The organism is Streptomyces cupreus (assembly GCF_014257025.1).
Taxonomy (GTDB): Bacteria; Actinomycetota; Actinomycetes; order Streptomycetales; family Streptomycetaceae; genus Streptomyces; species Streptomyces cupreus.
Genome location: NZ_JACMSF010000024.1, coordinates 1 through 13463 on the forward strand (window position 1 = coordinate 1; position 13463 = coordinate 13463).

The window sequence follows — 13463 nt, forward strand, 5'->3', positions numbered from 1 at the left end:
CTTCGGGGTCAGCCCCCGGGAGATGCGCCACAAGCCCCGCTGATCCCGCACCCACCGGGTCGCCTGTGACGCCTGGAGCCTTGGAGAGCGGGCTGGAGGGAAATCCTCCCGCCGACGTGGCTGACACACGCCGGGCTTGGAGTGAAGGGCCTCTGGCGTTCCTACCGCACTCCCGCAAGCTGCGGCCTCGCCGACCGCGCTTGGCCAGACACCAGCCACCGCCCCGCCGACGCCAACCGTCCGGGGGCCGGGGTACGTCGGCTGGCCCTGACAAGGCGCGTCGCTGACCGTTCCCTGAGCCACAGCGCGGCGGCGGGGTACGGGCCTGCCGCGCTCGCGGTGCGCGGTGGTGCGCCGCGGGCTCATCACTGTGTCGTCCGACCGCGGTGTCGAAGAGGCGCGCCGGGCACGTCGGCAAGGGATCGGTGCATGACGGTGCGGCGGACAGCAGGCGGGAGCCGGGGACGCCGCGGGTGGGACTGGGCGTGATCGCCCGGGAGTGGGGCGGGATCGGCCTGCGTCGTGTGGGGATGCCTTGTGCCTGGCATCCCCACGACGTTTCGCACGGCGGGCTTGCGCAGCCCTTCGGGCCGATAGGTCGGACTTGGCGAGCAGTGCGGCGGGGGGGCACGAAGCTCGTGGACATCACCTACGCCAACGGCGGCAGCGCCGCCCGCAAGGCGACCATCCAGGTGAGCGGCCAGTTCAAGTACGTCGTTTCCTTCCCGCCGACCGGCTCGGCCAGCACCTACCGGACCGTGTCCGTGCTCGCGCACCTGGCCAAGGGCGCGAACACCGTCAAGTTCGCCGCGGTCTCCGGCAGCACCGCCCCCGACATCGACGCCCTCCGCGTCCAGGGCATCCCCGGCACCAACGGCACCGCCCTCGTCGGCTCCGCATCCGGCCGCTGTGTGGACATCGAGAAGAACACCTACGTCAACGCCACCCAGGCACAGATCTGGGACTGCTCCGGCGGACGCAACCAGACCCTCACCCACACCTCGCGCGACGAACTCGTCGTCTATGGCAACAAGTGCCTCGACGCCGACAACAACGGCACCACCAATGGCACCAAGCTGATCCTGTGGACGTGCAACGGCCAGAACAACCAGAAGTGGACCCTCAGCTGATGCCCGCCGACGGAGCATGACGCACGACCGGCGAGGACACGGCAGCACCCTCGCCGGTCGGCGTACGCCACTGCGAAGACACCCGGGCAAGTTCGACGTATGCCCGACGTCTGACCTCGACTCAGATGCGCCCGATATCCAGGCAGTCCGCCACCCCACTACCGTTGCGCCCCATGACAACCACCGAGACGGCCATCACCGAAGACCTGATCCGGGAACTGCTGCGCGAGCAGCACCCCGACCTGGCGGACCGCCCCTTGAAGCTCGGAGCGCTCGGCTGGGACAACCAGGTGTGGCGGCTCGGCGACGATCTCGCCGTCCGGATGCCCTGGGCCACGCAGTCCGCGGACGCGCTGCTGCGCAAGGAACACGCCTGGCTGCCCCGCCTCGCCCCGCACCTTCCGCTGCAGATCCCCGTTCCGCAGCGTTTTGGTGAGCCCTCCGAACGGTTTCCGCGGCCCTGGCTCGTCACCACCTGGGTACCGGGCGAGCCCGCCGACCGCGCCCCCGCGACACGCGCCGCGGAGGCGGCCGTAACCCTGGCCGACTTCCTGACGGCCCTTCACCGACCCGCCCCCGACGGGGCACCCGCGGGCCGAGACCGTGGTGGCCCGCTGGCCGACACCGCCGAAGGCTTCGCCCGGGGGCTCGCCTCGGCCGTCGAACTGGGGCTGATCAGCGATCCGGACGCCGTCCGCGCGGTCTGGGAAGACGCCGCCGCCGCGCCACAGTGGGCAGGACCACGACTGTGGCTGCACGGCGACCTGCATCCGGCCAACATCCTGACCACGAACGGCACTTTCTCCGGCGTGATCGACTTCGGTGACCTCTTTGCCGGAGACCCGGCCTTCGACCTCGCCGCCGCCTGGATCCTGCTGCCGGACGGCGCCGTCGACCGCTTCCACCAGGCCTACCGGCCAAGCCCGGACGCCGCGACCCTGCGCCGCGCCCGCGGCTGGGCGGTGCTGCGGGCCCTCGCCTGCCTGCACATCGCAGACGCCGGCGTCCACGGCCGCCCCGGAGGCAAGCCCACCTGGGGCCCACCGGCCCAGGCCGCCCTGCGACGCCTCACCGCAACGGTCCACCGCTGAATCAAGCACCCTGCCGCTACATACGTGAAGCCGTCGAGGCCCCGAAGCACGACGGCCTCCGCACCCGGCCAAGCCGTTCTGCTCGGTGGACGCCTCCGCAACGCCCCGCCGCCGGCGATCCACCACGGGCCGCTGCCCCGCGCGGAGCAGACAGCCCAGCTGATCAGGGCACAACTACGCGGCTCTGACAGTCATTCGATACGTACCCGGCGGCAGGCCGTCCTCCGTGCTCACGCAACCTCGTCCCACCGGAGTCCAGACCCAGCAGGTCACAGCGCCCCTCTGTTCGCATTTACCCGATACAAAGATCGCGCGAGCGGCAGACTGGCCGTATGACCGCATCGGATCCCAAGGCTGACCTTCACTTTTACCTGCAGTCCGCCCGTGATGCCCTGCTCTGGAAGCTCGAAGGGCTCTCGGAGTACGACATCCGCCGCCCGCTGACACCGACCGGGACCAATCTTCTGGGCCTGGTGAAACATGTCGCCAGCGTGGAACTGGGCTACCTCGGCGACACCTTCGGGCGGCCGTCCGGCGAGGCGCTGCCCTGGCTCGAAGACGGGGCTGAGCCGAACGCGGACATGTGGGCCACCGCGGACGAGTCACGCGAGTACATCGTGGAGCTTTACCGCCGGGCGTGGGCGCACGCGGACGCGACGATCGACGCGCTGGCGCTGGACACGATCGGCAGGGTGCCGTGGTGGCCCAACGGCAGGGACGAGGTGACATTGCATCACGCCGTAGTGCGCGTGATCGCTGATACTCATCGGCACGCGGGGCACGCCGATATCGTCCGGGAACTCATCGACGGTGCCGTCGGGATGAACCAGGGCAACGACAGCATGGCGGCAGGCGACTCGGCGTGGTGGGACAACTACCGAAGCCGGCTGGAGCGTGCGGCTCAGGAAGCTCACGGAGACGCGTAGCGCTTGTCCTCGCCACCGCGGTGCCGTCGTCAGGCGGCTCGTTCGAGTACGGCCTTGGCCCGCTCATCGATCTGTGCTGCCGCCTCGATGTCAATGGAGCGTGGGTCGGTAGATGAGCTCTTGGATGTGACCGTCGAGCGTCCGGTTCTCGACCAGTTCCAGGTCGAAGTCGGCCGCATCCTGGAAGATCGGGTCCAGGCCGGTCTGACCGGTGATGACAGGAAAGAGCGTCACATGCAGGCGGTCGACCAGGCCGGCGGCCATCAGTGCCCGGTTCATCGACAGGCTGCCGTGCGAGCGCAACGGCACCTCGGACTCCTCCTTGAGCCGGGCGACGACATCGACGGCGTCACCGCTCACGACGGTCGCGTCCGGCCAGTCGAGGGGGCCTTCCAGCGTCGTCGACACCACCGTTGTCGGCAGATTCCTCATCCGGGTGACCCACGGGTCACGCACCTCGGACTCCTCGGTACTCGCGGCCAGCATGCGCGCGAACGCCCGATACGTGTTGGCCCCGAACACCATCCGCTGCTCCTCGGCGTACAAGGAAAGGCGGTGGTCGAGCAACTCCGGGCCTTGCTTACCCCAGTAGCCGGTCCAGTTGCCGCCGACGGCGCCATAGCCGTCGAGGCTGGAGAAGAGGTCGAAGGTGTAGGTAGCGGTCATGTCGTTCTCCTTGAGAGTTGATCGGTGTGGGTACGGACGGGGGTTCTTCTCTGGGCCCCGGCGACCGTCGTATCCATAGACCCGTCCTGTTTCCGAAAGTCACCGCGCGCACGCCGCGCTCGCTGGTCGCTGTCGCAGTGTCACAAACGTGTTCGCGAACGGCTCCCGCTCGGTGTGAGCTGGCGGAATCATCGCCCTGATGAGGCACGATCACCGGGACATTCCGATTCCCGGGGGGACTTCTCATGGCTCACGCAGCTCGTTCACGCCGTACCACCGCCGCACTGGCCGCTCTCTCGCTCGGCATCCTGGCACTGACCGCGTGCAACGGCGACGCCGAGAAGGACACGGCCGCTCCGAGCGCGGCAGCCAATCCGTCCGCTGCGGGTACGGACGAGGGCTCCGAGGCGCCCTCGACGGCCGGCCCGGGTGACGGCGGCAGCGCCGGCGGGGGCTCCTCGGACAGCGGTGACAGCGCCGCGCCGTCGGGCGAGCCCGGGGCCGAGGACGGTCAGGACGGAGGCGTGGGCATGTGCGAGACGACCGACTTGAGCTACACCGTCACCGTCGCGTCCAAGCCCGTCAACCATGCCTTGCTCACCGCGGTGAACAAGGGAAGTGACCCCTGTCTGCTGCCGGCGAGCGAGCTGGTGATCACGATTCCGGAACTCGACGGCGCCGCCGAGCACATGGGACCCGAGGGTGAGGACTGGATTCTGAAGGCCGGTGAGAACGCCTACGCCGGGATCTTGTTCTCGCGCGCCGATACCGCGGGCGGCAAGAGCGCCGACCAGGTGGAGATCGCGCTCACCGCTTCCGAGAGCCCCACGACAGTGCCGATCAACGGTGGCCCCGTCACGGTCAACGACGGCCAGGTCACCAGCTTCTTCGGCACCGCTGAGGACGCGCTTACCTATTGATCGGCCATATGGCCCGCTCGCCGGCCAACTGAGGCGCTCACCCACACTTCCGTGACCGAGCGCCTCAGTTGGCCCCACCGGATGGCACGGCATGCCCGGAGGATGGTCAGGACTGGAGCACCAACTGGCCGTCCGCGTACGGAAGGACCTTGGCGCGCGGCAGGTGGATCAGGACCTCCTCGCCCGCCGGGACTCCCTCCTCCCGCGGCGTCTTGGCCCTCAGGAGCTGTCCGGCCACCTCGACCTCCAGTACGCGCTGCGCGCCGTGGTCGCTGACGCCCCGCAGAGTGCCGGGGAAGGTGTTGGGGCCTGGTTCCGTGACGGCCTTGACGTACTCGGGCCGGACGCCCACCTGGACCTCGGTCGTGGTGTGCGGGATGTCCCAGGCGACGGACAGCGTCCGGCCACCGAGCGCGAAGTGCCCGTCGTTCCGGTCCACGGTCAGGAAGTTCATCGCCGGCGAGCCGATGAAGTAGCCGACGTAGGTGGACGAGGGCGCCTCGAAGAGCTGCTCCGGGGTGCCTTGCTGCACGGCGCGGCCGTCCTTCATCACCAGTACTTCCTGGGCGAAGCTCATCGCCTCGTACTGGTCGTGCGTCACGTAGATCACGGTGGGCCTGAACTGCTCGGTGATCTCACAGATCTTGCGCCGCAGCATCTGCTTGAGCTGTGGGTCGATGACGGTGAGCGGCTCGTCCATCAGGATGGCCGCGACGTCGTCCCGGACCAGGCCGCGGCCGAGTGAGATCAGTTGCTTGTCGTCGGCGGTGAGTCCGCGGGCGGGCTGCCCCAGCCGGTCGTGCAGGTCCAGGGCCTCGGCGACCTGGTGGACCTTGGCGTCGATCCTCGCTCTTTCCCAGCGCCTGCACTGCAGCGGAAAGGCGAGGTTGTCGTAGACCGTCATCGACTTGTAGATGACCGGGAACTGGAAGACCTGGGCGATGTTGCGGGCCTTGGTGGGCAGGGCGGTGACGTCGACTCCGTCGAACAGCACCTGTCCCCGGGAGGGTCTGACCAGGCCGGACAGGATGTTCAGCAGCGTTGTCTTGCCGCAGCCCGAGGGTCCGACCAGCGCATAGGTCTTTCCGGACTCGAAGGTCAGTTTCAGCGGCTTGAGAGCCCACCGCTCCTCCGCGACACCCGGCGCGTACGCGTGCCCGACGTCGACGATGTCCAACTGAGCCATGTCAACGGCCTTCCACTGAAGCGAGATCGTATGAAGGTGTCCGCACGAGCGCCCCGCTCTCGTCGAAGGCGAACAGCCGGTCGGGCCGGAGCCGCAGTTTGACCAGGTCGCCGAGGGTGACGTCGTGGATGCCCTCGACCTGGACGACGAAGGGGCTCTCGCCGACGACCACATGGACGAAGGTCTCGGAACCGGAGATCTCCACGAAGGTGACCTCGCCCTCGACGCCGCTGGAGGCCAGGCCGACGTCCGTGGCGCGCAGGCCGAACCGGTAGGTGCCGTCGGGCAGATCGGCCAGGTGCGCGGAGTCGTGCGTGGTCTGGAAGCCGGCGGCTGTGACCTGGCCGCCCTCGATCCGGCCCGGGAAGATGTTCATGGGCGGGTCGTTGATGATGGACGCCACCGTGGTGGTCGCGGGGCGTTCGTAGACCTCCTGCGGGGTGCCGGTCTGGAGGATTTGCCCCTCGTGCATGACCAGCACCACATCGCCGAGCATCATCGCCTCGGCGGGTTCGGTGGTCGTGTAGATGACGATCGTGTCCCCCTGGTCCGAGAAGAGGGTCTTGAACTCGTCGCGCAGTTGTTCGCGCAACTTGTAGTCCAGGTTCGCCAGCGGCTCGTCGAGCAGGAGGACTCCGGCACCGCGCGCCAAGGCCCGGGCCATCGCGACGCGTTGCTGCTGGCCGCCGGAGAGCTGGGACGGCTTGCGCTTCTCGAAGTCCGCAAGCCCCACGCGCGCCAGGCTCTGCCGGACCCGTCGCTGGATCTCGTCCCGTGGCAGCCCGGCCCGCTTCAGGGGGAAGGCCACGTTGTGGAACACGTTGAGATGCGGGTAGTTGATGAACTGCTGGTAGACCATGGCGGTGTCGCGCCGCCATACCGGCGTCTTCAGGAAGTCCGCTTCCGCCCGGGTGAGCGAGCCGGAATCCACCTTCTGCAGGCCGGCCAGGACCCGCAGCAGTGTTGTCTTCCCGGCCATCGTCCGGCCGATGACGGTGTGCAGTCGTCCCGGCTGGAAGGTCGCGGTCACGTTCTTGAGGTGGTCGACGCCGTCGACGGTCAGGCTCAGATCAGTGGCGTTCAGGTTCATCGGACCGCTCCCGACAGGTTCCCCTTGGACAGATAGCGCTCCACCCAGATCGCGAGCAGGATCAGCGGTGTCACGCCGAAGAGCGCGGCGGCGGACAGCGTCCACCAGGGCGGAATGGAGGAGTTGAGGGCGACGACCGCCTGCGGCAGCGTCTGGACCTCGGTGAAGGTCAGCCGGAAGGCGAAGAAGAAGTCGTTCCAGCCGAACACCGCGCAGAACATCGCCGCCACGGTCAGGCCGGGCAGGGAGTTCGGCAGGATGGCCCGTACGAAGGTCTGGAACGGGCCGCAGCCGTCCAGCATCGCCATCTCGTCGATCTCCCGCGGGATGCCGTTGAAGAAGTCCACCATCACCCAGACCGCGATGGGCAGCAGCAGGGCGATCGTCACGATGACCAGGCCGGGGATGGTGTCCAGGAGGCCGCCCCACTGCAGGAGGTAGAAGAAGGGGATCACCAGCACGACCGGCGGCATGATGCGTTGGGAGACGAAGAAGAAGACGATGTCTCCGTTCTTGATGAATCCCAGCCGGAACCGGTAGCGGGACAGTGCGTAGGCGGCCAGGGAGCCCAGGGCCAGGCTGATGGCGGACGCGGCGAGGGTGACGATCGCGCTGTTGAGGAAGGGATCGATCACATCGACGCCGCCGGCGCCGCCGAAGATGTTGCGCCAGCCGGTGAGGGTGGGCTCGTACTGCGCCCAGGGTAGGTAAGTGGGGCCGCCCTGGACCGCGTTGGCGTTCTTGAAGCTGGTCGTCATCGCCCAGAAGAACGGTCCCGCGACGAAGCAGGCCCACAGGGCGATCACGGTGTACTTGAACATGGGATAAAGGCGTGACCTCATGAGTCCCCCTTCAGCTTGAACGCCCGGGTGAGCAGGGCGGCGACGACCGTGAGCGTGACGCTCATCAGCACCAGGTAGAGCAGGGACATCGCGCCGCTGTACCCGGTCTGCTGGTCCCTCAGCCCCTGGATGTAGAGGTAGTAGCCCGGGGTCTCCGTGGAGGAGCCCGGCCCGCCGGAGGTGAGTACGTAGACGCTGTCGGAGAGCTTGGACGCCTCGATCAGCCGGATCACGACCGCCGCGACCGACACCGGCGCCATCAGCGGGAAGGTCACCTTCCAGAAGGTGCGCCAGGTGCCGGCGCCGTCGATCGCGGCGGCCATGAACGGTTCCTTCGGCAGGCTCAGCAGGCCGGCGAGCAGCAGCAGGAACATGAAGGGCGTCCACTGCCAGACCTCGACGGTCATCAGCGCGACCAGCGCCGGACCGGACTCGGTGAGCCAGGGAATCCGGGTCAGGCCCAGCAACTCCAGCAGATCGTTCGCCGGGCCCAGCGACTCATGGAAGATCGTCTGCCAGATGGCGGCCATCACCACGGGCGTGGTCATCATGGGGACGAGGAACAGCACCCGCCAGAATCTGCGGCCGCGTACGTCGCGCCAGACCAGCAGGGCCATGCCGAACCCGATGACGTACTGGATCAGCACCGTGCCGCCCGCCAGCAGGATCAGCCGGGTGATGGACGCCCAGAAGCGGCTGTCGTGCAGTACGGCGGTGTAGTTGGCCCCTGCGATGAAGTCCATGTAGGGGTTGCTGACGTTCCAGCCGGAGAAGCTGACGCGGATGGTGAACAGCAGCGGGAAAATGATGATCAGGAAGAGGGTGAGCAGTCCCGGCAGCAGGAACATGCTCTTGTGCCGGCGCAGGCCGTCCATGGTTCTCCTTGCGGAAGGGGGCGGGAGCCCCCGGGCGGCCGGCCGGTCCGGTCCGGCCACCCGGGGCGTCCTGCGGTCGGATCAGGAGTTGTCCTCAAGCGCGACCACATCGCGATAGGCGCTCTGCACCTTGTCCTTGCCGATCTGGTCGGTGATCTTGGACCATTCCCGGGCCACGCCGTCCAGCGCCTCCTGCGGCGAGTCCTGACCGGCCACGGCCGACGCGATGCCGTTGGCCAGCGCGGACATGTACTGGTTGACACCGGGAACGCGCAGGTCGAAGACGCGGTTGCCGCTCTTCTCCATGCCGGACAGTGTCAGTACGTACGACTCGGCGACCTCCTTGTCCCAGCCCTGCTCCTGCCAGAACGCCGGGTCGAAGTGGGAGTAGCGGTAGGGGTTGACGCCGAATCGGCCGATGGTCAGGTCGAGGGCGGTGTTGGCCTCGTTGCTGAAGAAGCACAGGTAGTCGAAGGCCATCTGGTGGTGCGTCGAGGCCTTGGCCACCGCCGAGGTCCATCCCCAGGTGAAGTAGGGCGCCTGGTTGGCCTTCTTGTCCCACGACTTCGTGGTGCGGTTGTAGACCTCGGAGGAACCCGGCAGCGGTGCCGCCTGAACGTCGTTGCGGATCCTGCTGTCCGGCTGCTGGGCCTGGATGAAGGCGTCGTCCCACGAGTACGACATCAGCGTCTGCCCGCCCCCGAAGGAGAAGATCTCGTCTCCCAGGCCGAAGTTGGCGCCGCCGGGTGCCCAGGTGGACTTGGCCTTGACCATGTCGTCCAGGGCGCGGACGAAGCCGGGCGTGTTGATCAGCGGCTTCATGGTCTCGACGTCGAAGAAGACACCGCCCTTGACGTCCGGGTTCTTCACGTACGGCGCCGCCCGGCTGATGAACGCGGAGAACGTCAGGTCGTCACGCTTGGTCACCTCGGCGCTGCCGTAGTTGCGCTTGCCGTCGTCGTCGAGGTCCTTGCCGCTGAAGAACTCGGCTGTCCGCTGGTACTCGGCCCAGGTCTCGGGGACTTGCAGCTCCTGGCCGGTGGCCTGCTGGTACGCCGCCTTCCACTTCGGGTCCTTCAGCACATCGGCGCGGACCTTGAGGTAGTGCCGGTCACCGTCCACCGGGTACTGCACGACCTTCCCGTTCCAGGTCGCCACGTCCATGTAGGTCTTGGTGACGTCCTTCATCCCGCGGGTGTCGAGGTACTCCTGCGGCACCGGTTCCAGATACGGGGCCATGTCGCCGATCCACAGGGACGGGTAGAACATGACGTCGTACGCCGGCTGGCCGGCCTGAAGGGGCGTGAGGATCTTCTGGTACAGCTCGCCGAAGGGGACGTTGACGATCTCGACCTTGCCGCCGGTGATGTCCTCGAACTGCTTGGCGTGCAGCTGGGTCGGCTCGCCGATGACGGGAACGGCATGGCTGATGATCTTGAGTGTCTGGCCGGAGTAGTCCTTGCGGCTGATCGAGTCGTAGCTGCAGGGTCCGGGGACGTCGTTGACCTTTGTGGCCGGGTAGTCCTTGCCGTACTTCTGGTAGCTGATCTGCGAGCCGGGCTTGAAGAGCCCGGGCTTCTCCTTGGGCTTGTGCTGTGCCTGGCTCTGGGCGGTGCATGCCGTGGCGGTCAGGGCCGCGACGACGGCAAGGGCGGTCAGAACCGTGGACGGTCTGCTGCGCATGAGGCTTGACTTGGTCATGGAGACTCCTGCGGTGTCAGGGGACCAAGATCGCCCGGCCGCGTACGGCCCCGGCGTCCAGGTCGTCGAGGGCCTGCTGGAAGGAGGCCAGGGGGTAGCGCTGGGTGTGCAGGGTGACCTTGTCCTGGGCCGCGAGGACCATCAGCTCGGAGAGGTCGTTGTAGGAGCCCACGAGGTTGCCGATGAAGTTGATCTCCGTGGAGATGACGTCGATCGTCGGCACGTGCAGCCGGCCGCCGTAGCCGATGACGTAGTAGTTGCCGTTACGGCGCAGACAGGCCACGCCCGTCTCGACGGCACCCCCCTCACCGACGAAGTCCAGGACGGCCTCCGCCCCGTGCCCCGAGGTGAGCTCCCGTACCCGGTCGGCTTCGCTTCCGTCCGCGATGAGCGTGTGGTCGGCGCCCAGTTCCTTGGCCAGGGCCAGGGCCTCCGGGCTGCGGTCGATGACGATCATCTCGACCGGCGAGAGGGCCCGCAGCACCTGAATGCCGATGTGCCCGAGCCCGCCGGCGCCGATGACCACGGCCCGGTCGCCGGGCCGCAGGACCCGGGCCGCCTTGGCGACGGCGTGGTACGCCGTCAGCCCGGCGTCGGCCAGGGCCGCCACCGAGGCCGGCTCCAGGGACGGGGCGAGCGGTACGACGGAGCGGGCGCTGGTCTTCAGGTACTCGGCGTAGCCCCCGTGGGTGTCGATGCCGGGGAAGGCGGAGTTCATGCAGTGCACGTCGTCCCCGGCCCGGCAGGCGCGGCACAGGCCGCAGGTCACCAGCGGGTGCAGGATGACGGGGTCACCGACCTTGACGTGGGTGACGGCCTGTCCGACCTCCGCGACCCAGCCGGCGTTCTCGTGGCCGATCGTGTACGGAAGGGTGACCCCGCTCTTGTCCTTCCACTGTCCTTCGAGGATGTGCAGATCGGTCCGGCACACTCCGGCGCCCCCGATCTTCACGATCACATCGAGCGGACCGGTGACCTGCGGATCGGGCACGTCCACGAGCGCGGGCGGCTCGTCGTACTCGATGACCTGCACGGCTTTCATGGCGGCTCCCTGCGAGTCGGCGGGTGGATGGTGCGCCGATTACACAGGCCGCCGTGCGCAGGCCGATGTCTCAGAAATCGTCCGCGGATGTCTCAATCTGATACACGCCGTAGGCGCCACGCCGTCGAGCTGGTCCAATCACTGCATTGAGAGAACGTGACGCGCGCCGTACGGGAGTGTTAATGCCCCGCCACCAGCCCGGAAGCTCGCTGAGAGCAGCCAGAGAGCTCTACCTGGAAGTCACCAAGGACCCGAGCGCCCGGCCGCTCGTGGTCGCCTCGTGGCAGCGTTCGATGGAGCACCAGGTGAAGTCGGGCAGCCTCGACGCTCCGTACCTGGACAACCCCAATCTGGAGAGCCCGCTCGCCCGGGCGGCGCTGCCGATCGTGGACCGGCTGCACGAGCAGCTCGCCGACGACCCGGTCTCCATGATGATCACGGACCGGAACGGCGTGGTGCTCTCCCGGAGGGTGTCCCACGAGGGGCTGACGACCAACCTCAACCGCGTGCGGCTGGCTCCGGGCCATGTGTTCTCCGAGCGCTACGTGGGCACCAACGGCATCGGGACCGCGCTGGCCAGCGGCCGCCCCGTCATGATCGCCGGGCTGGAGCACTACGTCGAGGCTCTGCGGGACTTCCACTGCGCGGCCGTACCGATCCTGCATCCCACCCGGCGCACCCTGCTGGGAGCCTTCAACCTCACCACCATCCGTCAGGGCTCCGACGGCATGCTGATGGCCTTCGCCCGCTCGGTCGCGGCCCAGATCGAGGGTGAGATCGCGGCGATCACCTCGCGGCGTGAACGGGCTCTGTTCCATGACTACATGGAGGCGTGCTCCTCGGTGCGTCCAGGACCCGTACTGGCCCTCAGCCGCGATGTCGTCATGATGAACGAGCAGCTCAGCGCCGCGGTGACCGGGCCGGACCACTACGCACTGCTCGACCACGCCCGCGAGATCGCCGACAGCCCCCGCACGGAGGGAACGCGCAGCCTCGCCCTGCCCTCCGGACGGGTCGCCGAACTCCGGGTCAGTCGCTGTCGGCGCGAGCACAGCGACGCGGGCGCCGTATTCCGGGTCCGGCTGATCGGACGCCCCCAGCCCGGCCCCGCCGTCTTCGCCGCGCCCGTCCGCTCCGACCTGGGACTGGTGGGCTCGTCCCCGCACTGGCTGCGCGCCGTCGCCGACAGCCGTACGGCGTTCGTCGCCGGGACCTGGCTGCACCTGGTGGGCGAAGCCGGCGTCGGCAAGAGGACGCTGGTCGAGGCCCTGCACCGAGCCCACGGTGCCGGACGCCGACTGGAGATGACACAGCCGCCGCTGTCCGACTCGCCTGCCGTCACCGAAGGCTGGCTGCACGACATCGAAGAGCTGCTCACCGTACCGTCCACCGTGCTCGTCCTGCGCGACGTCCACCTCCTGGGCGACCAGCTGCGACATCGGCTGAGGAACCTGCTGACGCATCTGGACGGCACCGCGACCGGGCAACTGGTCCTGACCAGCCAGCCGTCGATGGCCGGCATGGAGGACCGATTCGACCAGCTCTGCGGTGCCTTGGTGGAGGTGCCGCCGCTGCGCCATCGGCACGCGGACATCGAAGTGCTGGCCCGCTTCTTCCTGCGCAAGTACCGGCCGAGCGGCGAGAGCAGGTTCTCCCCCGATGCCCTGACCATGCTGCAGCGATGCCCCTGGCCGGAGAACGTCCGCCAGCTCGAATCGGTGATGCGCGGGCTGGCGCGGCGGCCTTCCGGCCCGATGATCCATACGGAGGACCTCCCGCCGGAATGCCGGGTGTCCTCGCACAAGGTCCTGACCGCCATCGAGGCGCTCGAACGCGACGCCATTCTGCGCGGGTTGATGGACCGCAACTCCAACGTCCAGCGCACCGCGCAGGACCTCGGGATCTCCCGCGCGACGATGTACCGCAAGATGCGCCGTTACGGGATCGTCCCGTCGAGCCTGACCTGACGGGCCGCGTCCGGTGCTGCTGGAGTC

The 13463-nt window shown here is 68.2% G+C and carries 12 protein-coding genes and 1 pseudogene; 6 read left to right on the forward strand and 7 right to left on the reverse strand.

Annotated elements, in window-relative coordinates; translation table 11 throughout:
* Positions 1-530: 530 nt before the first annotated feature.
* From H4N64_RS22060 to H4N64_RS22075, 4 genes and pseudogenes are all read left to right on the forward strand, one after another.
* Positions 531-1130, forward strand: coding sequence for a ricin-type beta-trefoil lectin domain protein (locus H4N64_RS22060; protein WP_260859873.1), 600 nt, complete (start codon positions 531-533; stop codon positions 1128-1130).
* A gap of 173 nt (positions 1131-1303) precedes the next feature.
* Positions 1304-2221, forward strand: a complete 918-nt coding sequence (locus H4N64_RS22065; protein ID WP_186284142.1) for an aminoglycoside phosphotransferase family protein — start codon at positions 1304-1306, stop codon at positions 2219-2221.
* Between the two features lie 69 nt (positions 2222-2290).
* Positions 2291-2404, forward strand: a pseudogene (locus H4N64_RS45235) (histidine phosphatase family protein); the annotation flags it as partial.
* 149 nt (positions 2405-2553) lie between these two features.
* Positions 2554-3147, forward strand: coding sequence for a DinB family protein (locus tag H4N64_RS22075; RefSeq protein ID WP_186284143.1), 594 nt, complete (start codon positions 2554-2556; stop codon positions 3145-3147).
* A 90-nt stretch (positions 3148-3237) separates the two neighbouring features.
* On the opposite strand, the gene H4N64_RS22080 is transcribed toward H4N64_RS22075, so the two are convergent.
* Positions 3238-3813 carry a dihydrofolate reductase family protein gene (locus tag H4N64_RS22080; protein ID WP_186284144.1) on the reverse strand — a complete coding sequence of 192 codons (576 nt, stop codon included), beginning with the start codon at positions 3811-3813 and terminating at the stop codon, positions 3238-3240.
* Between the two features lie 245 nt (positions 3814-4058).
* Here H4N64_RS22080 and H4N64_RS22085 point away from each other — a divergent pair, with 245 nt between their 5' ends.
* Positions 4059-4733: a DUF4232 domain-containing protein gene (locus H4N64_RS22085; protein WP_186284145.1), complete on the forward strand. Its 675-nt coding sequence runs from the start codon at positions 4059-4061 to the stop codon at positions 4731-4733.
* A gap of 106 nt (positions 4734-4839) precedes the next feature.
* On the opposite strand, the gene H4N64_RS22090 is transcribed toward H4N64_RS22085, so the two are convergent.
* The 6 genes from H4N64_RS22090 to H4N64_RS22115 all read right to left on the reverse strand — a co-directional run bounded on the left by H4N64_RS22090 (position 4840) and on the right by H4N64_RS22115 (position 11469).
* A complete protein-coding gene (locus H4N64_RS22090; RefSeq protein WP_186284146.1) occupies positions 4840-5919 on the reverse strand; it encodes an ABC transporter ATP-binding protein in 1080 nt (359 codons plus the stop codon).
* A gap of 1 nt (position 5920) precedes the next feature.
* Complete coding sequence (locus tag H4N64_RS22095; protein ID WP_186284147.1) at positions 5921-7009, reverse strand: ABC transporter ATP-binding protein; 1089 nt, start codon at positions 7007-7009, stop codon at positions 5921-5923.
* Positions 7006-7851, reverse strand: a complete 846-nt coding sequence (locus tag H4N64_RS22100) for a carbohydrate ABC transporter permease (RefSeq protein ID WP_186284148.1) — start codon at positions 7849-7851, stop codon at positions 7006-7008. Before H4N64_RS22100 ends, H4N64_RS22095 begins: the two co-directional genes overlap by 4 nt.
* The gene (locus H4N64_RS22105; RefSeq protein WP_186284149.1) at positions 7848-8726 is read right to left on the reverse strand and encodes a carbohydrate ABC transporter permease; all 879 of its coding nucleotides are present in this window, start codon (positions 8724-8726) and stop codon (positions 7848-7850) included. Before H4N64_RS22105 ends, H4N64_RS22100 begins: the two co-directional genes overlap by 4 nt.
* An 81-nt stretch (positions 8727-8807) precedes the next feature.
* Positions 8808-10427 (reverse strand): extracellular solute-binding protein, encoded by a 1620-nt coding sequence (locus H4N64_RS22110; protein ID WP_260859863.1) that lies wholly within the window; start codon positions 10425-10427, stop codon positions 8808-8810.
* A gap of 16 nt (positions 10428-10443) precedes the next feature.
* Positions 10444-11469 (reverse strand): NAD(P)-dependent alcohol dehydrogenase, encoded by a 1026-nt coding sequence (locus tag H4N64_RS22115; RefSeq protein ID WP_186284150.1) that lies wholly within the window; start codon positions 11467-11469, stop codon positions 10444-10446.
* 182 nt (positions 11470-11651) lie between these two features.
* Between H4N64_RS22115 and H4N64_RS22120 the strand changes: the two genes are divergently transcribed.
* Positions 11652-13436 (forward strand): sigma-54-dependent Fis family transcriptional regulator, encoded by a 1785-nt coding sequence (locus H4N64_RS22120; protein WP_186284151.1) that lies wholly within the window; start codon positions 11652-11654, stop codon positions 13434-13436.
* Positions 13437-13463: the final 27 nt, after the last annotated feature.